Source organism: Actinoallomurus sp. NPDC050550 (genome assembly GCF_040655075.1).
Classification (GTDB): domain Bacteria; phylum Actinomycetota; class Actinomycetes; order Streptosporangiales; family Streptosporangiaceae; genus Actinoallomurus.
In genome coordinates this window covers 32,389-58,330 of record NZ_JBFAJC010000035.1, presented here as the reverse complement: position 1 = coordinate 58,330, position 25,942 = coordinate 32,389, and the positions used below count along the sequence as shown (strand labels likewise).

22 protein-coding genes are annotated in these 25,942 nt (G+C 71.5%); 9 read left to right on the top strand and 13 right to left on the bottom strand.

Annotated features, from left to right (window positions below; all coding sequences use genetic code 11):
* Positions 1–123 precede the first annotated feature (123 nt).
* Both AB0I04_RS36340 and AB0I04_RS36335 read left to right on the top strand, forming a co-directional pair.
* On the top strand, positions 124–585 hold the full coding sequence (locus tag AB0I04_RS36340) for a helix-turn-helix domain-containing protein (protein ID WP_360895195.1): 462 nt from the start codon (positions 124–126) through the stop codon (positions 583–585).
* Positions 578–946 (top strand): DUF4180 domain-containing protein, encoded by a 369-nt coding sequence (locus AB0I04_RS36335; protein ID WP_360895191.1) that lies wholly within the window; start codon positions 578–580, stop codon positions 944–946. Before AB0I04_RS36340 ends, AB0I04_RS36335 begins: the two co-directional genes overlap by 8 nt.
* A gap of 82 nt (positions 947–1,028) precedes the next feature.
* Here the strand turns inward: AB0I04_RS36335 and AB0I04_RS36330 are convergent, their stop codons facing one another.
* The 4 genes from AB0I04_RS36330 to AB0I04_RS36315 all read right to left on the bottom strand — a co-directional run bounded on the left by AB0I04_RS36330 (position 1,029) and on the right by AB0I04_RS36315 (position 7,662).
* Positions 1,029–2,627, bottom strand: a complete 1,599-nt coding sequence (locus tag AB0I04_RS36330; protein WP_360895188.1) for a glycoside hydrolase family 28 protein — start codon at positions 2,625–2,627, stop codon at positions 1,029–1,031.
* Positions 2,628–2,798: 171 nt separating this feature from the next.
* Entirely contained in the window at positions 2,799–6,044 is a 3,246-nt protein-coding gene (locus AB0I04_RS36325) for a TIM-barrel domain-containing protein (protein WP_360895185.1), read from the bottom strand.
* 75 nt (positions 6,045–6,119) lie between these two features.
* The gene (locus AB0I04_RS36320) at positions 6,120–6,680 is read right to left on the bottom strand and encodes a GNAT family protein (RefSeq protein ID WP_360895182.1); all 561 of its coding nucleotides are present in this window, start codon (positions 6,678–6,680) and stop codon (positions 6,120–6,122) included.
* Positions 6,681–6,720: 40 nt separating this feature from the next.
* Positions 6,721–7,662 carry a LysR family transcriptional regulator gene (locus AB0I04_RS36315; protein WP_360895179.1) on the bottom strand — a complete coding sequence of 314 codons (942 nt, stop codon included), beginning with the start codon at positions 7,660–7,662 and terminating at the stop codon, positions 6,721–6,723.
* Between the two features lie 140 nt (positions 7,663–7,802).
* Here AB0I04_RS36315 and AB0I04_RS36310 point away from each other — a divergent pair, with 140 nt between their 5' ends.
* The gene (locus AB0I04_RS36310) at positions 7,803–8,687 is read left to right on the top strand and encodes an NAD(P)H-binding protein (protein WP_360895176.1); all 885 of its coding nucleotides are present in this window, start codon (positions 7,803–7,805) and stop codon (positions 8,685–8,687) included.
* An 80-nt stretch (positions 8,688–8,767) separates the two neighbouring features.
* On the opposite strand, the gene AB0I04_RS36305 is transcribed toward AB0I04_RS36310, so the two are convergent.
* The 4 genes from AB0I04_RS36305 to AB0I04_RS36290 form a co-directional block, all read right to left on the bottom strand.
* A complete protein-coding gene (locus AB0I04_RS36305; RefSeq protein WP_360895173.1) occupies positions 8,768–9,823 on the bottom strand; it encodes an alpha/beta hydrolase in 1,056 nt (351 codons plus the stop codon).
* 142 nt (positions 9,824–9,965) lie between these two features.
* Complete coding sequence (locus AB0I04_RS36300; protein ID WP_360895171.1) at positions 9,966–11,150, bottom strand: DUF2332 domain-containing protein; 1,185 nt, start codon at positions 11,148–11,150, stop codon at positions 9,966–9,968.
* A 167-nt stretch (positions 11,151–11,317) separates the two neighbouring features.
* Entirely contained in the window at positions 11,318–11,932 is a 615-nt protein-coding gene (locus AB0I04_RS36295) for an ATP-dependent Clp protease proteolytic subunit (protein WP_360895344.1), read from the bottom strand.
* A gap of 56 nt (positions 11,933–11,988) precedes the next feature.
* Complete coding sequence (locus AB0I04_RS36290; RefSeq protein WP_360895168.1) at positions 11,989–12,606, bottom strand: ATP-dependent Clp protease proteolytic subunit; 618 nt, start codon at positions 12,604–12,606, stop codon at positions 11,989–11,991.
* A 127-nt stretch (positions 12,607–12,733) separates the two neighbouring features.
* On the opposite strand from AB0I04_RS36290, the gene AB0I04_RS36285 reads away from it, so the two are divergent.
* Together AB0I04_RS36285 and AB0I04_RS36280 are read left to right on the top strand one after the other, a co-directional pair.
* A complete protein-coding gene (locus AB0I04_RS36285) occupies positions 12,734–13,036 on the top strand; it encodes a type II toxin-antitoxin system Phd/YefM family antitoxin (protein WP_360895165.1) in 303 nt (100 codons plus the stop codon).
* Between the two features lie 198 nt (positions 13,037–13,234).
* A complete protein-coding gene (locus tag AB0I04_RS36280; protein ID WP_360895162.1) occupies positions 13,235–16,762 on the top strand; it encodes an AAA family ATPase in 3,528 nt (1,175 codons plus the stop codon).
* Positions 16,763–16,888: 126 nt separating this feature from the next.
* On the opposite strand, the gene AB0I04_RS36275 is transcribed toward AB0I04_RS36280, so the two are convergent.
* The 4 genes from AB0I04_RS36275 to AB0I04_RS36260 form a co-directional block, all read right to left on the bottom strand.
* Complete coding sequence (locus AB0I04_RS36275; RefSeq protein ID WP_360895160.1) at positions 16,889–20,017, bottom strand: amidohydrolase family protein; 3,129 nt, start codon at positions 20,015–20,017, stop codon at positions 16,889–16,891.
* Between the two features lie 233 nt (positions 20,018–20,250).
* Positions 20,251–20,520, bottom strand: a complete 270-nt coding sequence (locus tag AB0I04_RS36270) for a hypothetical protein (RefSeq protein WP_360895157.1) — start codon at positions 20,518–20,520, stop codon at positions 20,251–20,253.
* A gap of 73 nt (positions 20,521–20,593) precedes the next feature.
* Positions 20,594–21,967: a hypothetical protein gene (locus AB0I04_RS36265; protein ID WP_360895154.1), complete on the bottom strand. Its 1,374-nt coding sequence runs from the start codon at positions 21,965–21,967 to the stop codon at positions 20,594–20,596.
* Positions 21,964–22,476 (bottom strand): SigE family RNA polymerase sigma factor, encoded by a 513-nt coding sequence (locus AB0I04_RS36260; RefSeq protein WP_360895151.1) that lies wholly within the window; start codon positions 22,474–22,476, stop codon positions 21,964–21,966. The genes AB0I04_RS36265 and AB0I04_RS36260 overlap by 4 nt, the downstream gene beginning before the upstream one ends.
* Before the next feature lie 126 nt (positions 22,477–22,602).
* On the opposite strand from AB0I04_RS36260, the gene AB0I04_RS36255 reads away from it, so the two are divergent.
* The gene (locus AB0I04_RS36255) at positions 22,603–23,640 is read left to right on the top strand and encodes an LCP family protein (protein ID WP_360895148.1); all 1,038 of its coding nucleotides are present in this window, start codon (positions 22,603–22,605) and stop codon (positions 23,638–23,640) included.
* Between the two features lie 167 nt (positions 23,641–23,807).
* A complete protein-coding gene (locus AB0I04_RS36250; protein ID WP_360895145.1) occupies positions 23,808–23,966 on the top strand; it encodes a hypothetical protein in 159 nt (52 codons plus the stop codon).
* Positions 23,967–23,973: 7 nt separating this feature from the next.
* Here the strand turns inward: AB0I04_RS36250 and AB0I04_RS36245 are convergent, their stop codons facing one another.
* Complete coding sequence (locus tag AB0I04_RS36245) at positions 23,974–24,852, bottom strand: DUF72 domain-containing protein (RefSeq protein ID WP_360895142.1); 879 nt, start codon at positions 24,850–24,852, stop codon at positions 23,974–23,976.
* Positions 24,853–24,875: 23 nt separating this feature from the next.
* Here AB0I04_RS36245 and AB0I04_RS36240 point away from each other — a divergent pair, with 23 nt between their 5' ends.
* Positions 24,876–25,361, top strand: coding sequence for a glutathione peroxidase (locus AB0I04_RS36240; RefSeq protein ID WP_360895139.1), 486 nt, complete (start codon positions 24,876–24,878; stop codon positions 25,359–25,361).
* An 11-nt stretch (positions 25,362–25,372) separates the two neighbouring features.
* A complete protein-coding gene (locus tag AB0I04_RS36235; protein ID WP_360895136.1) occupies positions 25,373–25,822 on the top strand; it encodes a TIGR00725 family protein in 450 nt (149 codons plus the stop codon).
* Positions 25,823–25,942: the final 120 nt, after the last annotated feature.

The window sequence follows — 25,942 nt, the reverse complement described above, 5'->3', positions numbered from 1 at the left end:
TCCACGATCCCGCCCGCCCCCTTCCCGGCACCTCCCCCGTACGAGCCATCGGCCTCCCCCGGGGGTAGTGACACGAGGAAGACATACCGCATCGTTCCCTATGTTCCCCTAAGATAGGGAACGATGACGGAAGACATGTACTCGGTTGAACAGGTGGCCGACCGGCTGGGGCTGCATGTGCGCACCGTGCGCGGCTACATCCGCACCGGACGGCTCAAGGCCGTGCGTATCGGTAAGCAGTACCGCATCGCCCGCGCCGACCTCGACGCGCTGGTCGGGCGGCCGCAGTCGGCGGCGGACCGGCCCACCGGTGTCCCCCACGTGGAGGTGTCGAGCATCGTGCAGATCGACGGCGTCGACCGGGCCACGGCGGACCGGCTGAGCACGCTCGTCCTGGCCGGGACGAACGCCGCCCCTGACCCCGCGCACCCACTGCGCGTCCAGACCGTCCACGACGAGGAGCGGAACCGTATGAAGATCGTGATATTGGGAGGCGCAGCCGTCACCGCCGACGTGCTTCACCTGCTCGATTCCGTGCTCGACGGCGAGAGCGGCCTGTTCGCGGGGGAGGCCGACGGTGGCTGACGTGATTCAGGAGCGGGCCGGAGTGCAGGTGCTGATATGCGACCCGGCAGGGCCGCCCATCGCCACCATGGAGGACGCGCTGGACCTCATCGGCGCGGCGTTTCTGGGCGCCCAGATGGTGGCCGTGCCGGCGAGCCGGCTGGACGAGCAGTTCTTCTCCTTGGGCACCCGCTTCGCCGGCGAGGTCATGCAGAAGTTCGTGACCTACCGGCTGCGCCTGGCCATCGTCGGCGACATCTCCCGGCACCTGGCGGCGAGTTCGGCCCTGCGCGCCCTGGTCCACGAGTCGAACCAGGCCGACCACATCTGGTTCGTCCCCGACCTCGACGCGCTCGACGCCCGGCTCCGCGCCGTCGCCTGAGCCCTCGCCGCGCCCGGTCCGTACGGCACGACGCAGGCCGGGCGGGCCGACGACGGCCCCCGCCCGGCCGTATGACGCGAGGTCACAGCTCCTTGTGGTCGACGTGGTCGAGGCGGACATCGGCCACCGGGCGGCTGGTCGTCACGGTGAAGTCGTCAACGGAGTCGAGCACGAAGGTCGGCGTGTCCGGCGCCTTGTCGATCTTGTCGTGGTGGAAGTCGGCGCGCTTGACGTCCCGTAGTACGACCGCCGGCCGGGTGTCCTGCTGCTGATACCCGACGTCGACGTTCTCGATGCTCACCTGATCGGCGTGCCGGATGAAGAAGCCGAACGCCGGCAGCGTGCCGAACATGGAGGGCTCGGGGTAGGCGTTCTCCAACTCGGGCGGGTTCTGGACCGCGTCCCCGGGGGTGAGGCCGCCGACCATCAGGTGGCGGACGTCGCTGATCCGTACGTCCTCGATGGGATGTCCGGGAATGCCGGCGATCGTGGACGGGTAGCGGGGGTCGGCGCCCGTGACGGTGACATTGCTGATGCTGACTCGCCGTAGCGTGCCGATCTGGAGATCGGACGGCCCGCGCATGCGGGAGCCCAGCCGGAGGAAGAACGGCATCTGCACGTCGCGCATCGTGATGTTGCTGACTGTGATGTCCTCGAGGTGCCCGCCGTCGACGGTTTCCAGCGCCAGCCCGCGGCAGTTGTCGAACACCACGTTGGAGATGGCGATGTTCTTGAAACCGCCGTTCGCCTCCGTGCCGCACTTGATGCGGCCGGTACGCCCGAACTTTCCTCTCTTGTACGTCCCGTCGTACAGCGTGCCGAGGTCGAAGCCGCTCACGAGGCAGTTGTCGATGGTGACGTTCTCGGTGTCCCGGACCTGATTGAGCGCGTAGGAGCTCTTGAGCACGATCGCGTCATCGTTGGGTGAGTTGACCATGGTGTTGGAGATCCGGACGTTCTTGCAGCAGTCGATGTCGATGCCGTCGCGGTTGGTGTCGATGACCAGGCCGTCGATCCGGAAGTTGTCCACGCCGGTCGGCAGGATGCAGAAATGGCCGCCGTTCAGCATGGTGACGTCCTGGATGAGGACGTTCCGGCACAGCTTCAGGGCGATCGCCTTGTTGCCCTGCAGCGGCTGGGACTCCTTGCTGCCTCCGCTCACCAGCCCCTTCCCGTCGATCACGCCGGGGCCGAAGATCGTGACGTTCGTCAGGCCTTCGCCCCAGATCAGGCTGTTGTGCCAGTGGCTGTGGCCGTAGTCCTGGTAGGAGTTGCCCGCGCCGGGCTCGGCCGGGTCGTAGCCCTGGGTGGCCGTCGGGGCCGCGGCGAGCAGCGTCGCCCCGTGCGCGATGTACAGCGCGACGTTGCTCTTCATCCGGATCGAGTAGCTGGCATAGGTGCCGGCGGGCAGGTGGACGGTGCCCCCCGGTCCGCCGTCCCTGCGGTCGGCCTTGGCCGCCGCGTCGATCGCCCGGTTGATCGCGGGAGTGTCGATCGTGACACCGTCGCCCTTGGCGCCGAATCGTCGAACGTCGAAGACCCGGCTCGGCCCGAAGGGGTCGATCGGCGGCACGGCGGGACTCGCGGCGGCGGTTCCCTCGGCCATCAGTGGGAGTGCGGCACCGGCCAGGCCCGCCGCGCCCGCGGTGACGATGCCGCGGCGGCTGAATGATCTACCCATGTCATCTCCTTACGCTGATGCCACACAAACAGCAGAGATCCGATGGGTCAATCGCTGAAAACCTTTGCCTATTCCGATCGGGTCGTCGATCGGCTCATACATCCGATGTATTGCCGGATCCGGCCGTAGGGTTGACAGGGGGCGAGAAAGGTCCTCGGTCGCGGCGCCGGGTCAGCGGTAGTCGATCGTCGTCGCGGCGCCGACCGGCCGGACGGGGACGGTGACCGTCACCCTGCGACGGGCGTCGTCGTACGACCAGCTCCCCTCCGGCACCGGTACTCCGTCGACGCGCACGGCCGTCGGCCGGTCCGCGGCGGAGAAGACGGCCGTCCACTGCCGCCGCGCCACCTGCCCGGGGAACCGGCCGCGTGCCGGGCCGATGCGCAGGACGTGCTCGCCGCCGTTCTCGGTGTACCGGAGCGTCGTCGTGGCCGAGGGATGGGAGCCGGCCGACCGCCCGTCGTCCTCGTACAGCGCGAACGAGCCGTCGGCGCCTCCGGCGACGTTCACCGTGACCTTGGACAGCGGGTTCTGCACGTCGTTGGTCACATCGTCGGTGCGCGTCGGGAGGATCCCGCCCGCCTTGACGAAGACCGGCATCGAGTTCCAGTCGGTCGTGACGTCCCGGGTGGCGGGGCCGCTGTAGGTCTTCCCGGTGAAGTAGTCGGTCCACTGGCCGGGCGGGAACCACACCGACGTCGTCGCGGTGGCGCCGGGCGAGGTCGCCGGGGCCACCAGCACGTCCGGGCCGTAGAGGTACTCGCGGCCCGCCGCGTCGTAGGCGCCCTGCTCGCCGGGGTACTCCAGGTACGTGGCCCGGACGGCCGGCACACCGGTGTCCGCCGCCTCCTTGGCCAGCGTGTACGTGTACGGGACGAGGTTCTCGCGGAGGTTGAGGAACCGCTCCGCAGCGACGCGGGCCTGCTCGCCGTACTGCCACGGCAGCCGGTCGCCGTGGTTGCTGTGCAGCCGCAGGATCGGCTGGAACGCCGCCAACTGCACCCACCGTACGTAGAGGTCGTCGGCGAGCCTGGGCCCGCCGTTGTGCCCGCCGATGTCATGGCTGATCGCCGACAGGCCGGTGGTCGCCGACTCGCCCGGCGTGTACCCGGTCTCGAACCGCAAGGTCTGCCAGTCCGAGGTGGTGTCGCCGGTGAAGTGCAGGGTGGTGCGCTTGTCCGCCCAGGGACCGGTCGGCACCGCCGCCTGGCCGCTGTAGCCGCCGGCCTGCAGGGACCCGTACGCCCGGGAGAAGGCGAACCCCCGCCCGACGTTCTTCGCGGTGTCGGCGGCGTACTGCAGGTTGATCCACGCGTCGGGCGTCACGCCGGGCGTCGAGACCCGGGAGCCCTCGCAGCACCAGTCCAGCCACCAGAAGTCCACGCCCTCCCGCTCCATGCGCTGGTGCAGGTCGAAGTAGGCCGCGAGCTGGTCGGGGTCGCCCCAGTCGAACGTGTGGCAGGTCTGCCCCGAAGGCGCGTTGCAGCCGGAGGCCACCAGCTTCCCCTTGGCCGTGGCCTGCGCCTGCGCGAAACTCGGGTCGCCGCTCATGATGCTCGGGTGGATGTTCAGCGTGCCGTGCAGTCCCTGCGCGTGCTCCCAGGCGAAGAACGCCGCCGCGTCGGGGAACTTGCTCCGGTCGATCTGCCAGCCGTTCCAGGTGCTGGGCCACTTGAAGTCCGTGTCGGTGACCAGGACGTCGAGCGGGACGCCTTCGGAGCGGAACTTCGGCAGGATCGTGTTCTGGTAGTCGGCGGCGGTGAAGTCGTAGTACTCCGAGAACCACACGCCGTACGCCCACCGGGGCAGCAGCATCGACGGTCCGGTCAGCGTCTTGAGGTCGGCGAGCCCACGCTTGTAGTCCTGGCCGTACCCGAAGAGGTAGCCGTCCTGGTACGGCTCGCCGCCGTGGCCGGGCCGCGCGTGGACCGTCCGGGTCGCCGTGTCGAATATCGCGGATGCGGTGTCGTCGAGCAGGTACCACCCGTCGCGGTACAGCAGGCCGGGCGTGGTCAGCGCGCCACCGTCCACGCCGTCGAGGCTGCGCCGGTACCCGCCGAGCGGGCTGTGCGCCGGCAGCACCGGCGACCCGGCCGGGGTGACGGCGACGGTGTCGAGGTTGACGTGACAGCTGTCCGCCGTCGGGCAGCCGATCGCGATCGTGTCGGACCCCTTGGTCAGCGTCACCGGGACGGTGGCCGTCGACCAGGTGTCCCAATCGGCCGTCGGCGGCAGGGACGTCGTCGCGGCCGTGCCGCCGTTCACCGCCGTCGAGACCGTCCGTGGCGTCCCGGAGCCGTTGGCGTACCGGATCTGCAGCGCGTACGGCCCGTCGGCGGGGACGTTCCGCACCGCGATCGTGTCGGACGCACCGGCCCGCTCCAGCCCGGCGACGAAGGCGTCACCGGAGTGGCCGTTGTGGTCGGCGGCACGCGTCGCGCCACCGCCGAGCGTGCCCGCCTCGGCCTCGCACACGGTCCCGTAGTCGCACGGAACCGATGCCGGTGACGGATACGTCGCGCCGGGCGCAGTGAGCGCCAGGCTGTCGATGTTCACGTTGCCCGAGTCGTTCGCGCCCCGCGAGACGACGAGCGTGTGCCGCCCGGCGGAGAGCTTCAGGGTCGGGACGGAGACGAATCCCCAGGTGTTCCAGTCCGCGGTGGTCGGCATCGTGAGCGTCGTCGCCGCGCCGCCGTCGATCGCGGCGCTGAGCGTACGGGTCGTGTTCTTCCCGTCCCCGCCCACGCTGTTGGCGTACCGCAGCCGCAGGTCATAGGTGCCGGCGGCCGGCACGTCGAGGGGGTAGGTGAGCGAGCCGCCGACGTCCTGGAACCCGGCGGCGAACCCCGTGCCGGTGTACCCGGTGTGGTCCGAGGCGACGGTCACCCCGCCCCCGATCAGGCCCTGTTCCGCCTCGCAGAGCGTCCCGGCGGCGCAGCGGGCCGACCCGCGGAAGGTCGGATGCGCGGTCACCGTCTGCGCCCCGGTCCGCAGGCGCACGGACACGTTGTCCGCGGTGAAGGGCCCGGAGCCGACCTTGTACCGCAGGGTCAGCCGGCCGGTGTCGATGGTCAACCAGCCGCCCGCGACCTTCTTGCGATACGGCGTCCGGCCGAAGCCGTCCCGCCCGACCGCGTTGAACGTCGCGGCGTCGGTGAACGCGCCGTCGCCCGCGTACTCCATCCGGATCAACGTCGGGGAGAGCACTTCGAAGCGGGCGTCGCCCGACCGCACCGCCTGCCGGTCGGCCCGCCCTCCGGCCGCGGCCGCGGCAGCCGGCGGCGAACCGGCCACGACGAGGCCGGCGAGCGAGGCCAGCGCGACACCGGTCCTGACCGGCTTCGATCGCGGTCCGGCCCGCCGACCCGGGCGGGGAACAGGGTTTCCGGCGAGGCGCATGCGGCGGAGGAGGCTCACGCCTGGACTATGAGCGGGATGATCACATTCGTCAATAGGCGATCAAAACCGATCGCCCGGCCCGGCCGTAAGCGGTCAAAATTGAGTAGGCAGGCCAGGAGTCCAGTCCGCGCGTTCGAGGACATAAACGCGTACGTCTTCGTCATACGGGCCGATGATGTCGTCGTGGTGGCGCATGCCGATCTTGCGCATGATGTTGCCGGAGCCGTGGTTGGCGGGCTGGTAGCGCGCGGCCAGCCGTGCGGCGCCGTGGTCGGTGAACGCCTCGTCACGGATGGCGGTCGCCGCTTCGGTGGCGAGTCCCCGACCCCAGTGGCGTGGGTCGACCCACCAGCCGATCTCGATCGCGGGCTCGTCCACGCCAGGTAGGGGATCGCGGAGACGGTTGAGCGCGGCGACGCCGATGACCGACTCGTCATCGGCCTCGCGGAAGACGATGCCGCGCCAGCCGAAGCCGTGTTCCCGCCAGTGTTCCAGGAGTTCACCATGTCGGGTGATGGCGCGCTCGCGGTCCCACGGCCGGCCGTCCCCCAGATAACGGGTGATCCGCGGATCGGCACTGAGCCGGCACAGGTCCTGCTCGAAGCGAGGGTCCCAAGGCGGCAGAGTGAGCCGCTCGGTGGTCAGCGTTCGCATCGTCCAACGGTAGACGCCGCCACGGTCGTGCTTCATCTGCTTATCGGCCGACTCCTGCGGTGCTTCGTTCCGCGTCGGTGGCCACCACGGACGCGGCCGCGCGCACGAAGGCGGCGATCGCCGGTGAGCGTGCCTCCTGGGGCCAGGCGACGGCCAGTGTGGCGGGCTGGAGATCGCTGACCGGCCGGTAGACGATGCCGGGCAGCGGGTAACGACGCGTCACCCAGGTGGGGAGAAAACAGACGACGCCGCCCAGTTCAATCAGCCTGAAGATCTGTGTCAGGTCCGAGACCGGTTGCTGGGTCCCGGCCACGAGCCCGGACCGTGCCGCCTGGGGCCGCGAACGGTCGACGGCGTCGTACGGGCGTGCGGGCTCGTCCTCGCCGACGGGCGTTCCGTCGGGAAGCCTCCGGCTGGCCAGGTCGGCCAGCCGCAGAGACGACCGGGCGGCGAGCGGATCGGTCGCCGCGAGGACGGCCAGGCGGGGCCGGGTCAGCAGCGGCTCGACGTCCAGCCCGCGGTCGTCGAAGGGGCTGACCAGCAGCGCGACGTCGGCTCGCCCGTCGCGCAGGGCCTGTGCCTGTTCGCCCCGTCCGCCGAGCACCAGTTCCACCGCCGGCGCCGCCTCCTCGCGCTGGTAGGTGGAGAGGATCCGCGGCAGCAGTCCGGCGTCGTTGTCGGCCTTGAGCGCGAGTCGCAGCAGCGGGGCGGGCCGGCCGGCGTTCCGGGCCCGCCGGCCGGCCGCGGTGATCGCGTCGAGTGCGGTCCGGGCGTCCCGCAGGAAGACCTCCCCGGCCGCCGTCAGCGTCACCTGACGGGTGGTGCGCTCGAGCAGCCGCACGTCCAGCCGGCGTTCCAGCTCCCGGATCGCGCGGGACAGCGGGGGCTGTGCCATGCCCAGCCGCTGGGCCGCGCGTCCGAAGTGAAGCTCTTCCGCGACCGCGACGAAGTACCGGAGCTCACGCGCCTCCAGGTCATTCATACTCGCAGGGTATCAATGGTGATCGGATCGGTCCTTCACGTTCGTGCCCCGGCCGGATTGACTGCTCAGTGCCGTTCGCCGGTCCTCGTCGCCCAGCGCGCCGGACCCGGATGCGAACGCCCACTTCTCCTGGAGGTCTGATGATCGTCATCACCACGCCCACCGGCCAGATCGGCCGGCAGGTCCTCGACAACATCCTGGACACGGAAGAGGCGATCCGCGTGATCGCCCGCGATCCCTCCCGCCTCTCTCTGCGGGTGCGTGAACGCGTCGAGGTCGTCCAGGGGTCGCACGGCGACCCGGATGTCGTCGCCAAGGCGTTCGCGGCTGCCGACAGCGTGTTCTGGCTGGTGCCGCCCGACCCTCGCGCCGAGAGTGTCGTGGGCCACCTTCTGGACTTCACCCGGCCGGCATGCGAGGCGATCAAGAGCCAGGGCGTCAAGCGGGTCGTCGGCATCTCGACGCTCGGCCACGGCGTGGCCGAGAACGCCGGGCAGGTGTCGGCGGCGCTGGCCATGGACGAGCTGATCGAGAGCGTCGGCGTGAGCTACCGGGCGCTGCGGATGCCCGGATTCATGGAGAACATGCTGCAGCAGGTCGGGGCGATCAAGAACCAGGGCATGTTCTTCCTGACCATCTCCGCGGATCGCAAGATCCCCACCTGTGCCACCCGCGACGTGGCGGCCGTCGCGGCCGGGCTGCTGCTCGACGACTCCTGGAGCGGCCAGGAGAGCGTCCCCGTGCTCGGTCCCGAGGACCTGTCGCCGAACGACATGGCGCGGATCATGTCCGAGGTGCTGCAGCGGCCGATCCGCTTCCAGCAGGTGCCCGGCGAAGGCTACAAGGCCACCCTGCTCAAGTACGGGATGACCGACGCGTGGGCCCAGGGCCTGGTCGACATGGCGAACGCCGTCGAGCAGGGCATCTACAACGCCGAGCCGCGTACCCCGGAGAACAGCACCCCCACCGGCTTCCGGCAGTGGTGCGAGGAGGTGCTGAAGCCGGCCGTCTCGCAGCGGTCCTGACGGTCACCGGCCCGCAGCGGTCGTGACGGTCGCCCGCCCGCGCCGGGCGCAGCCTTCGTGACGGTCGCCTGCCCGCGCCGTCAGGCCGCCTCGTCCAGGATCTCTTCGAAGATCTCGTCGACGGCCTCGGCGAGTTCGTCCAGGGCCTCGTCGGCGGCCTCGACGCGGGAGCGCACGAACCCGGCCGCCTCGGTCATCGCCGCCCCGGCCTCGGGGAGCAGCCGGTTGAAGAACTGGAAGACGTGCATCTGGCCGGGCCAGACCTGAAGCTCGCAGGAGGTGCCGGCGTCGGTGAGGGCCTCGGCCAGATGCTCCGCCTCGGCGCGCAGCGACTCGATGCCGCCGACCTGCACGAGGAACGGCGGCAGGTCGAGACCGGCGAGATCGAGCAGGGACAGACGCGGGTCCGACCAGTCCTCGTCGCCGACGTAGAGCCGGCCGAAGTGCTGGGCCAGTTCGGGGCTGATGAAGGGGTCCCGGCATTCCCGGTCGCCCAGCGCCGACAGCTCACAGCTGAGGTCCACCCAGGGCGAGAACAGCACCACGCCGGCCGGAGACGGCAGGCCGAGGCGGCACGCCTCGCCGACGACGGCCGCGGCCAGATGACCTCCGGAGGAGTCGCCCACGACAACGATCTTGGACGACGGAATGCCCTGGTCGAGCAGCCACCGGTATGCGTCGAGGCCGTCCTCGAACGCGGCGGGGAACGGGTGCTCGGGGGCGAGGCGGTAGTCGGGCACCAGGACGGGCAGTCCGGTGTCGGCCGCGAGCCGGCCGGTGATCGCACGGTGGGTGCTCGGCGAGCCGGAGGCGAACCCTCCGCCGTGCAGGTACAGGATGGCGCCGTCCCCGGGTTCGGCCGGGAGGACCCACTCCCCGGGGAGCAGACCGTTCGATTCGTCCGCCAGGTCGTCCAGCTCGACGATGGTCACCGTCGGGTCGGGGCGCAGCAGGCGGGCACCGGTGTCGAGCGCGGCGCGCAGCAGGGACAGGGCGTAACGCTCCGGCAGGCGGTCGGCGATCGGCCGGAAGCCGAGGCGCAGGGCGCCCGCCAGGGCCACCGCCGGCCGGCTGGAGCCGGTGACGCCCGCGGGGGCCGTCTGCGTCCTGCTGGAGATCACTTCGAACACCACCATCGATCTGGTTCACACCGATGATTGGATCGTGCCTCCGCGAGCAGGCCCCCGGTTAGGACCGATCTACCCGCATGCGTACCTGTCCGGGCGTACGTAGGTAGTGCCGGGTGCGCCGTGGCCCATCCTGATCACTACGTCACTGTCAGTCGGCGTCCGCGCTCGCCAGCAGCCACTGGAAGTCGTCGGTCTCGTCCCTGGCCGGGGCGATCCAGCGCAGGTACGGGTCGGCCATGGCGAGCAGGGCGTCGTCGCGGTGCCCGGGGCCGAGCAGGCCGGCCCCGACGAGGAACAGCGAGTTGTGCTGGGCCACCGGGCCCGCCAGCGCGGCCAGGCCGGGGTCGGCGGTCGCGACGAGAGCGGGGGCCTCCGCGAAGACCCACGCCACCGGCCGCTGCGCGGCGGCTTTCCGGAGCTGAGCGGCGAAGGCCGTCCTGGCGTCGGCGGTGAGGTAGCTGAGCAGCGTGGCGGTGAAGACCACGACGGGTTCACGCCCCGGCAACTCGCCGATCAGCCGGGCGGTGTCGGTGATCGCATCGCCCGGGACGACGGTCACGTCCGCGGTCGAGACGGCGAGGTCGATGGCACCGCGCAGGACCGCGAGGTCGTCGGTGTGCTCGGGCCAGATGAACGCCTCCAGCCAGGCGCGGGCATCGGGATCGGCCATGTTCACTGGATGCTGGTCGATACCCAGCCGGGACGTGATCTCCGGGACCGGCCCGAAGATCGGGCCTGCGGTGGCGCTGCCGCCGCGTACCTCGCAGGCGATCGTCACCGGCGAGGCCGCGCCCGAGGGTGTCTCGTGGCCGCCGACGCGATAGCGGTAGCGGTCCAGGAGCAGGTTCAGGCCCGCACTGGCGCCGGCCTCGACCAGGGCGAGCGGTCCCGGCCAGCGCCGGGACACGTGATCGAGGCCCAGGCGAAGAGCTACACAGCGGCGGATCTCGTTGGTCTGAGTGGACCTGCTGCGCAGCAGCCGGCCGAGCTCGTCACGGTGCCCGGCACAGAACGCGGCGAAGGCCGGCACGAGCCCGTCGTCGACCGGCCGTCGGCCGCCGTGGACCGGGTAGTAGTCGGCCAGCGTCGAACCGGGATTCGAGGCCAGGAGCAGGTTCACCGCCGCGAACAGCAGGCTGGGCCGCCGCTGCTCGCCGGGGGTGGACATGAGCAGGTCCAGCAGCCCGTCGTCGTCGGCGATGCCCTCGCTCAGCGTCTCGTACACCGGGGAACGGCCACGGCACTGCGTGGCCGCGAAGAACCGGAACAGCCGCCGGAGCCGCCGAACCTCGATGTCCCGGTCACCCGCCGGGTCGTCCGGTTGGTCTGACACGGCCCCGGAGCCTACCGCTCGGCCGGCGGCCGCCCCCTCGAATCTGAACAAGATCGTCGAGCACTGTTCGGGCCCGCTCTCCGACCCGCAGGTCAGCGCTTCCCGGTCGCGCGGCCTCCCGCCCTCCCCGCCGGATCGGGGAAGGCGGGAGCGCGTCGCCGGGCGGGCTAGGCGGGCTTGCGGCTGGTGATGATCTCGTCGATCAGGCCGTACTCCCGGGCCTCCTGAGCGGTGAGGTAACGGTCCCGCTCGATGTCGGCGCGGACCTGCTCGACCGGGCGGCCGGAGTGCCGGGCCAGGATGGTCTCCATCTGCTCGCGCAGTCGGATGATCTCCCTGGCCTGGATCTCCATGTCGCTGGTCTGGCCGTACCCGCCCTCGGTGCTCGGCTGGTGGATGAGGATGCGCGAGTGCGGCAGTGCGGCGCGCTTGCCGGTGGCTCCGGCGGCGAGCAGCACGGCGGCGGCCGAGGCGGCCTGCCCGATGCAGGTCGTCTCGACCTCCGGCTTGATGAACTGCATCGTGTCGTAGATCGCCGTCATGGCGGTGAGGGAGCCGCCGGGGGAGTTGATGTACAGGCTGATGACCCGGTCCGGGTCCATGCCCTCCAGGGCGATCAGCTGCGCGATGACGTCGTTGGCGAGGGTGTCGTCGACGGGCGCGCCGAGGAAGACGATCCGCTCCTCGAACAGCTTGTTGTACGGGTTGCTCTCCTTCATCCCGTACGAGGTGCGCTCGACGTAGGACGGCAGGACGTACCGCCCGGTCACGGGGGCGATCATGGAGCCGGCCGCCGGACCGGTCACGGGCCTGAAAATGGGGTCGAACATGGGAGCGGTCACGGGGCGACACCTCCGGCCTCGAGCGCGCTGGTGACGACGTGGTCGATGAGGCCGTAGTCGCGGGCCTCCTCGGCGCTGAAGTAGCGGTCGCGGTCGGCGTCGTGCTCGATCTGCTCGTACGGCCGCCCGGTGTGCTCGGCGATCAGCTGCAGGAACCGGTGTTTCATGTGCACGCTCTGTTCCGCCTGGATGCGGATGTCGGAGGCCGTGCCCCGGATGCCGCCGGACGGCTGGTGCATCATGATCCGCGTGTTCCGCAGGGCGTAGCGCTTGCCGCGGGTGCCCGCGGTGAGCAGGAACTGCCCGGCCGAGGCGGCCATGCCGAGGGCGACCGTCGAGACGTCGTTCGGCAGGTACTTCATCACGTCGTACATGGCGAACATCGCGTCCATCGACCCGCCCGGCGAGTTGATGAAGACCTTGATGTCGCGCTCGCCGTCCTCGGCGGCGAGGAGCAGGAGCTGGGAGCACACGCGGTTGGCCAGGTCGTCGTCGATCTCCGCGCCGATGAAGACGATGCGCTGCCCGAGCAGCCGCTGGAAGAGCTGCTCGGAGTGAATGTCCTTGGGCAGCTCGGTGACCCGGGCGCGCGGTTCGAGCGTCGGAAAGTCCATCTGCGCCTCCTCGCTGCCGCGCGTGTCCGCCACGCGCGGCCGTGTTCACGTACCGGTGCGCTTCCGCCCACGCCCCGGCGGGTTCTGTACAGAATAGCAAGAACGTACAGAATGCTAGAATCGCGGTATGACACGAGAGGTCCCAGTGACGCAGGCCCGCGCCGAACTCGCGGAGCTCGTCAACCGTGTCGGGTACACCGGCGAGCGGATCGTCCTGACCCGGCACGGCAGGCCGCTCGCGGCGCTGGTCCCGGTCGAGGACCTCGAAGCGCTCGAGCGCCGGCCCGCGGAGATCGGCTTCACCCTGCCCCTGCCCGGAGAGGCAGAGCCGGCAGGCCCTGAGCAGCCCAAACGCCCCGCCGGTCCGCTGCGCATCGCGGCGGAGCACCGCGACCCCGGCCCGTCCGGCCGCCCCGGCTGGAAACGCTGACCGGGCGTGTCCGCCCGGTCACCGTCCCGGCCGGAGAACGCCGATCCGGCAGGGGCCACCCGCCGTCGACACCCACCCGGTAGGGGCCGCCCGGCGGTGACACCGGCCTGGTAAGAGCCCTCCCGGGAAGGAAACGCCGACGCGGCAGGGCCTGCTGATGGCTGCGACCCCCCTCCGGCGGGTCGTAAGGTCTACGTCGTGAGCCCCCCACGCCTACCGGAACACCTCGAACCGCTGCTGACGGAAGAGCCCGTCCTCGACGTGTACGCGCACGGCCCCTGGCGTGTGCCCGACGGGTTGTACGACGAGGTGCGCGAGCGCGCCCGCGCGTTCGACGCCGACGAGCGCGCCAGGGCGCTCACCGGCGGGCTCAGCGACTTCTACGCCCAGAACACCTCCGCGGCGGGCGCGGAGCTGTGGTCGCTGCTGACCTTCCTGCTCGGCGCGTCGGCGATCCGCGCGGGTTCCCGCGGCGACGTCGACTACGAGCTGCTGGCGCAGTTCCTGGCCAAGCCCGAGCCGCCGGTGCGCGACCCGATCGCCTGGTTCAGCCAGGGCGGTCGGTTGCGGCCGCCCGGCCTGTGGCTGGTGGAGAACGCCGGCGACGACGTCGAGCTGCGGGAGACGATGTTCGCCCTCGCCCGCGAGTCCCTCGACGTGTTCGCCGGCATCACGCCGCTGGACGAGCGCCGCCGGGCCCTGATCTCGATCTTCGACCGGCACGCGGAGGACCCCGAGCTGCGGGCGCGCGACCTGACGACGCCGCACGGCGACCTGGAGCGGGCGTGGGCGTCCGACCTGTCGGACGACGTCCTCTCCGCGCTGCCCGAGCTGGCGGGCCCCACGGCGTACCTCGCGTGGGCGTGCTCCGGCTGGATCGCCGCGCACGAACGCCTGCTCGCGGCGGCTCCCGGCGGGGATCCCCTCGTCACCGCGCTGGCCCGGCTGCTGCTGCAGGCCGACGTGGCCGCCGCGCCCGCCGACCTCGCCTTCGCCGTCGGGGTGGAGCGCTACGAGAGCGTGCAGGAGCGCTTCCAGCACCTGCGCGAGGGCTTCCGCGCCGAGTCGTGGCAGGCGGAGGTGCGTTCCTGGCTGGCCCGCGGCCTCGTCGCGGGAGAGGCGGACGCCTGCCGGGCCTGGCTGGACATGGCACTGCGGATCACCGGGTGCGCGCAGGGGCTGCCCGACAGCGCGGTCAGCCCCAAGAGCCGGCTGCCGGTCCGCGGGTTCCAGACGGACCTGCGCCGCCTGTTCCGCGCCCGTGCGGTCGTCAACCCGCTCACCGCCGCGTTCGCCGGCACGGCGCCCGCGGAGGAGACGCGCGCCGCCCAGGTGACGGAGGAGATCGGCGCCGACCTCGTCGGCCAGCCCGAACTGGCCGTCGCGCTGTCCGACGTCCTGCGCACCGGCACGTCCCCGCGACCGGTTCGCGTCCTGTTCAGCGGGCCGGAGGCGACAGGGAAGGGCACGGCCGTCCGCCTGATCGAGCAGAGACTCACCGAGCGGGGGGACGTCCGCGAGGCCATCTGGGTCTCCGACCAGGTGTTCGCCAATCTCCACGTCAGCGACACGATCCTCTACCTCCTCGCCCGCGTCCGCGAGTGCCTCGAGGGACGGCTGCTCGTCATCGAGGGGCTGGACCGCATCCTCGCCCTGGAGCACTGCGGCACCGCGTTCGCAGAGGAGCTGCGCCGCGTCCTCGAACGCCACCAGAAACTCCACGTCGTCGCGGCGTGCCGGACCGGCGGCGACGGGCGGATCTTCGACGCGAACCCGGCGCTGCACCAGCACTTCCGGGTCGCCCGCACGCGTGAGTTCGGTGAGGACGACTACACCGAGCTGTTCCGGCGCGCCGTCGCCCGGCGCGGCCTGACCGCCGCGCGGGAGACCGCCGCCAACGCCGGGCTCCTGCTCTCCCGCACCCCGCCGCTGCTGAACCTGCGCGGCGCGCGCCTCGTGGAGTACCTCGCCGAGCAGTGCGTGGCCGCGGTCACCGCGCGCGGGGAGACGGAGGTCGCCGTCGCGGACCTGCCGCAACGGGTGATCCCCGGCGGCGCGGCCAACGCCGACCCGATGGCCGAGCTGGACTCGTGCGTGGGCCTGAAGTCGGTGAAGAACGAGGTGCGCCTCCTCGTCGCCGAGGCGGAGGCGGCCCGGATGCGCCGCGAGGCGGGCATGCCGGTCGCCGGCCGGCCGCGGCACCTGGTCTTCGCCGGCAGCTCCGGCACCGGCAAGTCCAAGGTGGCGCGGATCCTCGGCCGGATCTACGCCGACCTCGGCGTCCTGTCGTCGGGGCACCTGGTCGAGGTCGACCGCTCCGACCTCGTCGGCGAGTACGTCAGCGAGAGCGGCCCCCGCGTCCGCCGCGCGGTCGAGCGGGCGCACGGTGGCGTCCTGGCCATCAACGACGCGCACAACCTCATGCCGGGCGAGTCGCCGCGCAACCGGGAGGCGATCGACGTCCTGCTGGCCGCCGTGCAGTCCCACCCGGAGGACCTCATCGTCGTCCTGTGCGGCCCCGAGGGCCCGATGAACGGCCTGCTCAAGAGCGACTCGGAGCTGGCGGCGTTCTTCCCCAAGCAGCTGCGGTTCCCCGACCTCACCGAGGACGAGCTCATCGAGATCTTCCAGGCGAAGGCCGTCGACGCGGGCTTCGCGCTGCGTGAGGGCGTGCTCGACAAGGTCCGCGACCTCGTTCACGCCGGGGCCCGCGACCGGGCCGCCGGGAACGCCCGCCTGATGATCAACCTGCTGGACCGCGCGGTCGCCATGCAGTCGCGGCGCGTCCTCGACGACGGGGTGCTCACCGACGACGAGTCCCTCGACGAGATCTTCGCCGAGGACATCCCCGGCACGCTGGCCGCCGGTGGTCACATCGACCTGCCGGGCGACCCGCTTGCCGAGATCGAGCGGCTCATCGGCCTGGACGCCGTCAAACAGGAGGTGCGCCTGCTCGTCGCGGAGGCCAAGGCCGAGCAGCTCCGCCGCGATGCCGGCATCCCGATCGCCTCGCCCACCCGGCACATGGTCTTCACCGGCAACCCGGGAACGGCCAAGACCACGATGGCCCGCCTCCTGGCCGCCGTGTACGCCAAGCTGGGACTCCTGTCGTCCGGGCACCTGGTCGAGGTGTCCCGCGCCGACCTCGTCGGCGAGTACGTCGGGCAGACCGCGCCGAAGGTCCGCGCGGCGATGGAGCGGGCCATGGGCGGCGTGCTGTTCATCGACGAGGCATACGCCCTGACGCCCGCCGACTCGGGCCGCGACTACGGCCACGAGGCGATCGCCGAGCTGCTCAAGCTGATGGAGGAGCACCGCGCCGACATCGTCGTCATCGTCGCCGGGTACGAAGGGCCGATGCTGCGGTTCCTGGAGTTCAACCCGGGCCTGGCCTCACGGTTCCCGACGGTCCTGCGGTTCCCCGACTACACCGACGACGAGCTCGTCGCGATCTTCGAGGTGATGGCGGCCGACGCGGGCTTCCAGGTGGCCGAGGGCGTGCTCGACGCCGTACGCCGCCGGCTGCGCACGGCGGCCCGCGGCGAGTCGTTCGGCAACGCCCGGCTCATGCGCAACCTCCTCGACCGGGCGATCGCCCTGCAGGCGCAGCGCATCACCGGGCAGGGGGTCACGGACCGCGAGGAGATCCGGCTGCTCCGCCCGGAGGACCTCCCGGAGACCGACGCCCCCACCGACCGCGACGAGCGCCTGGGCCACTACCTGTGACCGGGCCTCGGCGCAGCGGCAGGGGCCGCGCCGAACGCGAGCGTTGCGGGCACTGCCCGTGACGAGGATCTCGGCGTAGCGACAGGGCCGGGACCCCTGGTCCTGTCGCTACGAGTGCCCGGTGAGTCAGGAGTCCACGCAGCAGGACCGCTTGCTCTCCTCCAGGTAGTGCGGGTCGTGCCACCAGTAGCGCCGGTTGGACGGGTGCTCCGGGACGGGCGGCAGCATCCGACTGACGGGCGTCGCGGCGGCGCGCTGCGCGGTGACGAACGGGGCGAGCAGCTCGTCCACGGTGTGCGCCTCCCCGTTGACCATCACCTGCCGGACGTCGGCGGCCTGTGTGATGTCCGTCAGGGGGTCGCCGCCCAGGAAGGTGAGGTCGGCGTACATCCCCGGTTTGATCTGCCCGAGGGGTTCGCCGAGGACCTCGCCGGGCACCCGCGTCGCGGTGCTCAGCGCCTCGTACGGGGTGAGGCCGTACTTCACCATGGCGCGGAGGTTCATGTGGGTGCTGACGGCCATGTTGGCGATGGGGGAGTCCGTGCCGGTGATGACCCGCCCGCCGCCCCGGATCATGGCGGCGACCTGCGTGACCTGACGGGCGAGGTTCTGCAGGTTGACGGTCTGGTCGGTGGTCTTGGCCGTCGTCACCGCTGCCTGCAGGGCGGCGTACTCCCACGCCGGGTAGAGCGTCGTCACCCGCCGGTCGGTGACGAGCGAGGTGTCGTCCCGGAAGAGCGCCGCGGCTCCGAACAGCGTCGGCGTCCGGGCCGCGCCGGCGGCGTTGAAGATGTCGATGACGTCGGCGTATCCGGTGCCGAGCGCGGTCACCGTGCGGGAGTACCCCAGCCGGTTCGTGGCGCCGATGTGCTCCATGCCGTCGCCGCCGAAGGCGAACGCAGGGTAGTGGTAGTGCGAGGTGGCGGGGACGCCGTGCCGGTGCGCCCACTCGATGACCGTCCGCTGCCATTCGGCGGGCAGCCGGACGTACGCCTTCATGAGGTCGTAGTCGAGCGCGCCGGCGCGCTCGAGTTCGAGGGCGAGCTGGTGGGCGTCGAACGTCGGGCGCATGAAGTTGTAGAAGATGCGCGGCCCGTCGACCGCCTCCCCGGTGGCGTAGTACCGGGGTGCGACGCGCACGCCGGACTGGAACGACTCGCGGGCCTCGACCATGTGGTACGCCGGGCTGCCCGGCGACCGGGTCGTCGTGACGCCCAGCGAGAGCCAGAGTCGGCCCTGGCGGTCGCCGTAGGCGTAGCCCTGCATCTCCCGGTGGTTGTGCATGTCGACCAGCCCGGGGATGACCACGGAGTCCCCGGCGTCGAGGATCCGGTCACCCTGGCCGTGCCCGCGTGACTCGACGGCGACGATGCGGTGGCCCTCGACCACGATGTCCACGTCGTCGCGCAGCCGCCGTGCGCTGCCGTCCCACATCCGCCGCGCGCGGACGACCGTGCGGCCTCGTGGCTGAGTGTTCGTCCAGGTCAGCGGGGCCGGGACCGTACGGGTGCGGCGGCCGTCGGCGGACACGATGCGCAGGCGGCCGTTGTTCAGGTACAGCAGTTCGGAGGAGTCACCGCTCCAGCTGACGGCGTCGGTGACCTCGTCCGTCACCTGCCGGGGCGTCCCCGACGGCGTGCCGTCGGCGTGGACGTCGACCACCCACAGCACGCTGGCCACGACGAACGCCATCTTCGTGCCGTCCGGCGACCACACCGGTCCGTCGTCGCCGCGCGTCTGGATCGAGCGCCCGGGCAACGGGTCGACGTACGTGCCGGCCCCGGTACGGCGGTCGACGAGGAGGATCTTGCTCAGGCCCTCGCGGTACCGCGCCGAGTACGGCTTGATGGCCGCCAGGGCGATGACGTTCCCGTCGGCGGACCAGGTCGGGCGGCCCGGCTCGAACGTCGCCGAGTAGACGCGCTGGACGTCGCCGGTCGCCACCGCGACGGTGTACAGCGCCCCGGTCTGGTCGAGGAACGCCAGGTGCGACCCGTCGTGGGACCACGTTCCGGAGACCGCCGCCGCGCCCGGCAGGTTCGTGAGCCGGCGGTCCTGCCCGGTGTGCAGGTCCCGGATCCAGATGTCGAGCTTGCCGCCCCGGTCCGTCGAGTAGGACAGGTAACGGCCGTCGGGCGACCAGGCGGGGTCGCCCTTCCACCAGTGGTCGCGGGTGAGCGGCCGCGGCGCCTGCCCGATCTTCATCGTGTAGATGTCGTTCAGCGCCCGGAACGCGATCTGCCCGCCGTCGGGCGACAGCACCGGGCTGCCGATGCCCACGACGGGCTTCGGCGCCGTGGAGTCGAAGTCGCGCCGGCGCCTGCGGTACGACGGGCCGGCGACCGTGACCGGCGCGGTGAAGGCGATGTCGCGCGGCCGCCCGCCGTCGAGGGACCGGCGGCGGATCCCGCCGTCCGCCGTGTAGACGAACTCCTTCGCCGAGGTCCACGACACCCGGAAGGGGAAGACCTCCTCGCCGGTCACCAGCGCATGGCCCGACCGCCACAGCTCGCTGCGGCCGTCCGCGATGAGCGTGTAGACGAGGTCCGCGCCGTCGGGCGTCCAGGCCGGGCTGTGGATCACCTGGCCCGCCGGCACCGTCACGGCCGTGCGGCGCGCGCCGGTCGCCACCTCGACGACGTCGATGCGGGTGTTCGCGACGACGAACGCGATGCGGGCGCCGTCCGGCGACCACGCCGGCTCGTACTCCTCGTCCGCCGTGTCGGTCACGTGGCTGACGGCCCCGGTGTCGAGCCGCAGCGTGTGGATGCCGTAGCTGCCGGACAGGTCCGACGAGAAGGCGATGCGGGTCCCGTCGGGGGAGAACCGCGGCTCACGGTGGTCGTAGGGACCCTCGGTCAGCCGGCGCGGGTTCGATCCGTCGGCGTCGATCACCCAGATCTCGAAGACGCCGTTGCGGTAGGACTGGAAGGTGAGCCGCCGCCCATCCGGCGACCACTCCGGCTGTGCGATGTCCATCAGGTCGTCGGTCAGCCGGCGCGCGGGGCCGCCCGCAACCGGAACGGTCCACAGCACGCCGACGAGGTCGATCGCGATGGTCCGTCCGTCGGGCGACACCTGGGCGGCCAGATCCGTGCCCTCCCGCAGCCGCACCCCACGGCCCGTCGGCTCCGCTCCGGGCGCCCGGGGCGCGGTGGCGCCCTCCGCCGGGGGCGCGACGTTCACCCCGATGCCCGCGATCGCCGCGGCACCGGCCGCGCCCGTCAGGAGATCCCGCCGTCCGATGCCCGCCATGGGGCTCCCATCCCGGGCAGCCGCCTGCCCGAACGCCGCCGTCCGGGCGCGCCGCATCACACGCACCGGCCGCTGGGGTCACTCTTCCGCCGTCGCGTCACTCAGGTTCGTCAAGGACGCTAATCGCGCGGACGATCACACGCAGCCGGTGTGTCCGGATTCGGCCAGAGGGTGCGGCTTAGAGCCCGCGCGGAATGGGCGCCGCGAGCCGGCGGTCCATTCCGCGCGGGCTCTTAGGCGTCGGATCGACGGAGGTAGTCGAGATAGAGGGGACGCAGCGCGTCGGCGACGTCGCTTTCACCCGAGTGGACCAGCTCGTTGAGCATCGCCGACAGATGGGAGATGTCGGCCTCCGCCTGGTCCGGATGCCCCGAGGCCGCCTCGGCGGCGGGGATCGCCTTCAGCAGCCGCCACAGGAAACCGACGTCGACATGGCGCATCGCGCGCTCGACGGCCCGGTCGTGCAGCTCCTTGGACGACAGCGTCTCCAGGTCCTCCACCATGCCCCTATTCGACCACGCCCCGCCGCCGCCCGCCCCGCCGGTCTCCGGAGGCGGCCGGCGGGGCGGGCGGCGGTCACCATTTCACGTCGCGGCCGAGCGCGGTCTCCAGGGTCGGAAGGCCGAGGCCGCCATGGGCGACGATCTTCCCCTTGTCGTCGAGCACGTGATAGTCGCAGGTGCGCAGCCGGTCCGCCGCGATCCCCACCTGGAACGTCGCGAGCCCGGTAGCGTCGGTCCGCCCCGCCGTCAGCATCGTGCTGTTGCTCCATAGCTCCACGCGCGCCCCCGACCTGCCTGGCACGTACACCGCGCCGAGTGCCTGCTGCTGGTCCTCCGGGAAGGTCGGGTCCGCGGCCACGGTCCAGCCGATCGGGCGCTGGGCGTCGGCGGCGTCGCGCACCCGCACCGCGCTCCGATCCTGGCTCACGCTGCCGTCCTTGTAGGTGTAGGTGTCCTGGACGACACGGATCTCCGGTCCGGACGGGAGCCGTATGGTCGCGACGAGGGCGTCGACGCCGCCGGGCAGCCGCGTCCCCCACCACAACCGGTAGCCGAGCCGGTCGCCGGGTAGCCCGAAGTAGCCGGCCGTGCCGTCCAGGAGCCCGCGTGCCTGCTCCGCGTCGACGTGACCGGCCGCCTGTGCGGCGGCCTTGCCGACCGCGGGCCAGTAGCCCGGGGCGTTCTCCTCGGTCATGGTGTACAGCACGTCCTGCGCGTCGCCGTACCGGCCGTCGATGCGGAACTTGACGCTGACCTGCGCCGGCCGCGCTCCGGGGACGTCGGTGAGCACGGCGCCCTGGTCGGTCGGGATCGTGCGCACCACGCGGTACGGGGTGCCGTCCTTGTGCTGGGCGATGGCCGGGGACACCTTGACCTCCGTCATGGCCGGCGGGCCGAGGATCAGGAGCGGGCCGGTGCCGCCCGCGAACCAGATGATCGGCTCCGGGTCCAGGGGCACGCTGTCGTCGGCGAAGAGGTTGTCCTCCTTCAGCGCGCGTGGCGCCGCTCCGGAGGGGCCGTACAGCACGTCGCCCCGCGCCGACCGCCCGCGTACGGTGACGACCACGGCGACGCGGCGCCGCCCGTCGTCGTGCGCATAGAGAACGCGCACCATGTCCGTATGGGGGTGACGGCGCAACGCGTCCTCGCGCAGCGCTTTCAGGAACGCCTGGTCGTGGGCGAGCGAGCCGCGCAGCGGCCAGCGCAGGGCGTCGCCGTGCCGCGGCGACATCGCGCCGACGCGGCCGCCCAGGTGGTCCAGCCCCGCGGGCACGCCGACTGCCAGGACCGCGCTCACCGCCAGCGCCCCGGCGACGACGGCACGCCGGCGCCGGCGGGCGCGGACGATGCGGCGCGCGGTGGCCGGATAGGGGTCGGGGACGGTGGGGACGCTCTCGGCGCGGGCCGAGAAGGTCGCCCGCAGTTCGTCTTCCAGGTTCGGGCTCATCGGTCCCTCCGGGCGGTCTCGGGTTCGCGTTCCAACACGGCGCGCAGCCGGTCCAGGCCCCGCGAGGTCTGGCTCTTCACGGTGCCGAGCGAGCAGTCCAGAACGCGGGCCACCTCGGCCTCCGGCAGGTCCTCGAAGTAGCGCAGGACGAGGACGGAGCGCATCCGCGGCGGCAGGGTCAGGACCGCCGACCACAGCTCGTCCCGCACGTCATAGGCGGCGTGTGGATCGGCAGAGGGCGGCTCCGGCAGGACGTCCGTCACCTGCTCTGCGACCCTCTTGCGCCGCCACCGGCTGTTGTTGAGGTTGACCAGGATGCGCCGTACGTAGACCTCGGGGGCGTCCGACCGCCGGATGCGCGTCCAGTGCCGGTGCGCCCGGACCAGCGCCGTCTGCACCAGATCCTCGGCCTGCCCGTGGTCGCCCGTCAGTAGGTACGCCGTCCGCAGGAGGGCGTGCCACCGTGCGGTGACGAACTCCCGGAACTGCTCTTCGGCTTCCGCGTTCACACCACCTCCGACACGATGAGGACGCGAAAAGGTTGAACCGCACTCCGGAGAATGATGATCCGAATCGGGTGAATCATCCGCAAAGGTGACGCGAGCAGTGGTTTCAAACCCCTACGGTAGGTGACCATGAGTAATCGGCCGGAGTACGGACGGGTCGGCGCGCCAGCGTACGACGCGCCGGGATCGTACGACCATGACGTGGCGCCACCGCGGCGGCGGCCCCGCTGGGGACGACGCCTGCTGATCGCCTTCCTCGTCCTCCTGCTGCTGCTCGTGGGCGTCTACTTCTACCTGGATTCGCGGCTGCACCGCATCGACGTCTTCGAGGACTACGCCGGGCGGCCGGGCGACACGCCGGGGACCAACTGGCTGATCGTCGGTTCCGACAGCCGCGAGGGCCTGTCGGCGTCGCAGCGCAGCGAGTTCGCGACCGGCAAGGCCGCGGGTCGCCGGACCGACACGATGATGCTGCTGCACATCGGCGACCACGGCCCGACGCTGGTCAGCCTGCCCCGCGACTCGTACCTACCGATCCCCGGCCACGGGTCGAACAAGCTGAACGCCGCCTTCGCCTTCGGCGGCCCGAAGCTGCTCGTCCGCACCGTCGAGCAGGCGACGAAGATCCACATCGACCACTACGCGGAGATCGGCTTCGCCGGATTCGTCGGCATGACCGACGCGGTCGGCGGGGTGAAGATGTGCATCCCCGAGGAGATGAAGGACCACAAGGCCGGCATCGACCTCAAGCCGGGCTGCCAGACGCTCAAGGGCGGCCAGGCCCTCGGCTTCGTCCGCAGCCGTGCCTTCGCCCGCGCCGACCTGCAGCGGGTCGAGAACCAGCGGAAGTTCCTCTCCGCGCTGGTGCACAAGTCCACCAGCCCCGGCGTGCTGCTGAACCCCTTCCGGATCATCCCGTTCGCGCTGCGCTCCACCGACAACTTCGCGGTCGACCAGGACGACCACCTGTACAACCTGGTGGGCTTCGCCTGGGCGATGCGCGGCATCACCGGCGGCGACGGCCTGACCACGACGGTTCCGGTCGGCGGTACCGGCTCGTCGCCCAGCGCCGGGGAGTACATCACCTGGGACACCCAGCGCGCCGGGACGCTCTTCCGCGACCTGCGCGAGGACCAGCCGGTCCCGCGGAGCTTCGGCACCCGGTGAGCCCGCCGGGAGCCCGGACCCGGGCTCCCGGCTCACCTCCCGGCGCGGCAGCCCCTTCGGAAACTTTTGCCGTTTCAGGTCACCGCTTTGCGGGGAGTCCCTGCTGGCCGCCGCCATAACTGGGAAGTTACTCCATGTATCTCACGCGATACGGGGAGTGACTCGCGATGAAGAAGTTCTTCAAGTGGGGGGGCCTGGCGTTCCTGGCGTTCTACCTGATCAGCCGCCCGCACAACGCGGCGAACGTCGTACACGGGACGCTGACCGGCGTCAGCGGCGCGGCGAACTCGCTGTCCACCTTCGTCAGCGACCTGCCGAACAAGTAGCGCCCGCTCACGCGGACGGGGCGAGCAGCGCGGCCAACCGGGCCGCGTTGCGCTGTGCGTAGTCCCGGTAACAGTTGTTCAGAAGCACATGCGTCGTGTCGGCGTCCTCGGCGAGCCTCCGCAGCCGGGGCGCCCACTCCTTCAGCTCCCGCTCCTCGTACAGGTAGCCGAACCGCTCATAGATGTTCTTGCTGGTCCACTTGTCGGAGTGGCCGTGGAACCGTACGACCGCCAGGCCGGACGTCGCGGCCAGCACCGGCGGGATCGAACTCGGGTACCCCTGCGGCATGTCCACGCTGACGTACGGCACGTCGTACCTGCGCAGGAAGTCGAGGGTCTCCTCGCGGTTGTCCTCGCTCATCCAGGTGTGGTTCCGGAACTCCACGCAGACGCGCATCGGCTCGCACCGCCGTTTGGCCCGCAGGATGTACTCCTTGTTCGCCCGCCCGATCGGGAACCACTGCGGGAACTGGAAGAGCAGGGCGCCGAGCCGGCCCGCCTCGTGCAGCGGCCACAGCGACTCGAGGAACCGCTGCCAGACCTCCTCCGCGACGTCGTCGGGGACGTCCCGCAGGTACAGCGTCTTCTTGTCCGGCACCCGCTCCCGCAGTTCCTTGTACAGCGCGGCCGGCCGGGTGGGGTGCTGGGTGAACAGGGAGAACGCCTTGACGTTGAACGTGAAGCCCGGCGGGGTGCGGTCACGCCAGTAGCCGACGGTCCGCTCGGCGGGCGGGGCGTAGTACGTCGAGTCGACCTCGACCAGCGGAAATCGCGACGCGTAGAACTTCAGGCGCTCCTCGGCGGTTTTCACATCCGGCGGGTACCAGTCGGTCGCGAGCAGGGTCTTGTCCGTCCACGACGCGGTGCCGACCAGGATGTCGCCCATGCACCCAGACTAGGATCGCCATCGTGTCGATTTATGATGTGGACATCCAGCGACTTCAGGGCGGGCCCGCCGACCTCGGCCAGTACCGCGGCAAGACCGTGCTCCTCGTGAACGTCGCTTCCAAGTGCGGTCTCACCCCGCAGTACGAGGGACTGCAGAAGCTCCAGGAGACCTACGCCGACCGCGGGTTCACCGTGCTGGGCGTGCCCTGCAACCAGTTCGCCGGGCAGGAGCCCGGCACGTCGGAGGAGATCGCCGAGTTCTGCTCGACGACGTACGGCGTCGACTTCCCGCTCACCGAGAAGGTCGACGTCAACGGCGACGACCGGCATCCGCTGTACGCCGGGCTGGTCGGCTTCCCGGACGTCACCGGCTACACCGGCGACATCCGGTGGAACTTCGAGAAGTTCCTGATCGGCCCGGACGGCGCGGTCGTGGTGCGGTTCGACCCGCGCACCGAGCCGGACACCGACGAGCTCGTCGAGGCGATCGAGAGAAACCTGCCCTGATCCAGGTGGCGGTGTGCGGTCCCAGCGACTGCACCGACGCGGAGCGCGACGCGGCGCATGAGGTCGGCAGGCTGCTGGCGGCGCGCGGCGCGGTCGTGCTGTGCGGCGGATACTCCGGCGTCATGGCGGCGGTCGCCGAGGGCGCCCGCTCCGCCGGCGGCATGGTGGTCGGCGTCCTGTCCCGCGCCGACCGCGAGGGCGCCGCTCCGGGGCTGAGCGCGGCCGTCGCCACCGGCATGGGCGATGCGCGCAACGCCGTCCTCATCGCCTCCGCCGACGCCGTCATCGTCATCGGCGGTTCGTGGGGGACCCTGTCGGAGCTGGCCCTGGCCATGGGGCGTGGCGACGTTCCCGTCGTGCAGCTCGGCGGCTGGCAGGTGCTCGACGAACGCGGCGAGCCGCTGCCCGGGATTCGGCGTGCCGCGACACCGGAGGAAGCCGTCCGCCTGGCGGTCCGGTAGCCATCGGAGCGCGATGAGGCGCGAGAGCCGTCCGGCCGACGGGTCGGTGGCCTCTGACACGCGGGGCGGGCGACGGCACCGGCCGGGCGTCGGTGCTGCGCGGGCGGTGCTGCGCGGGTG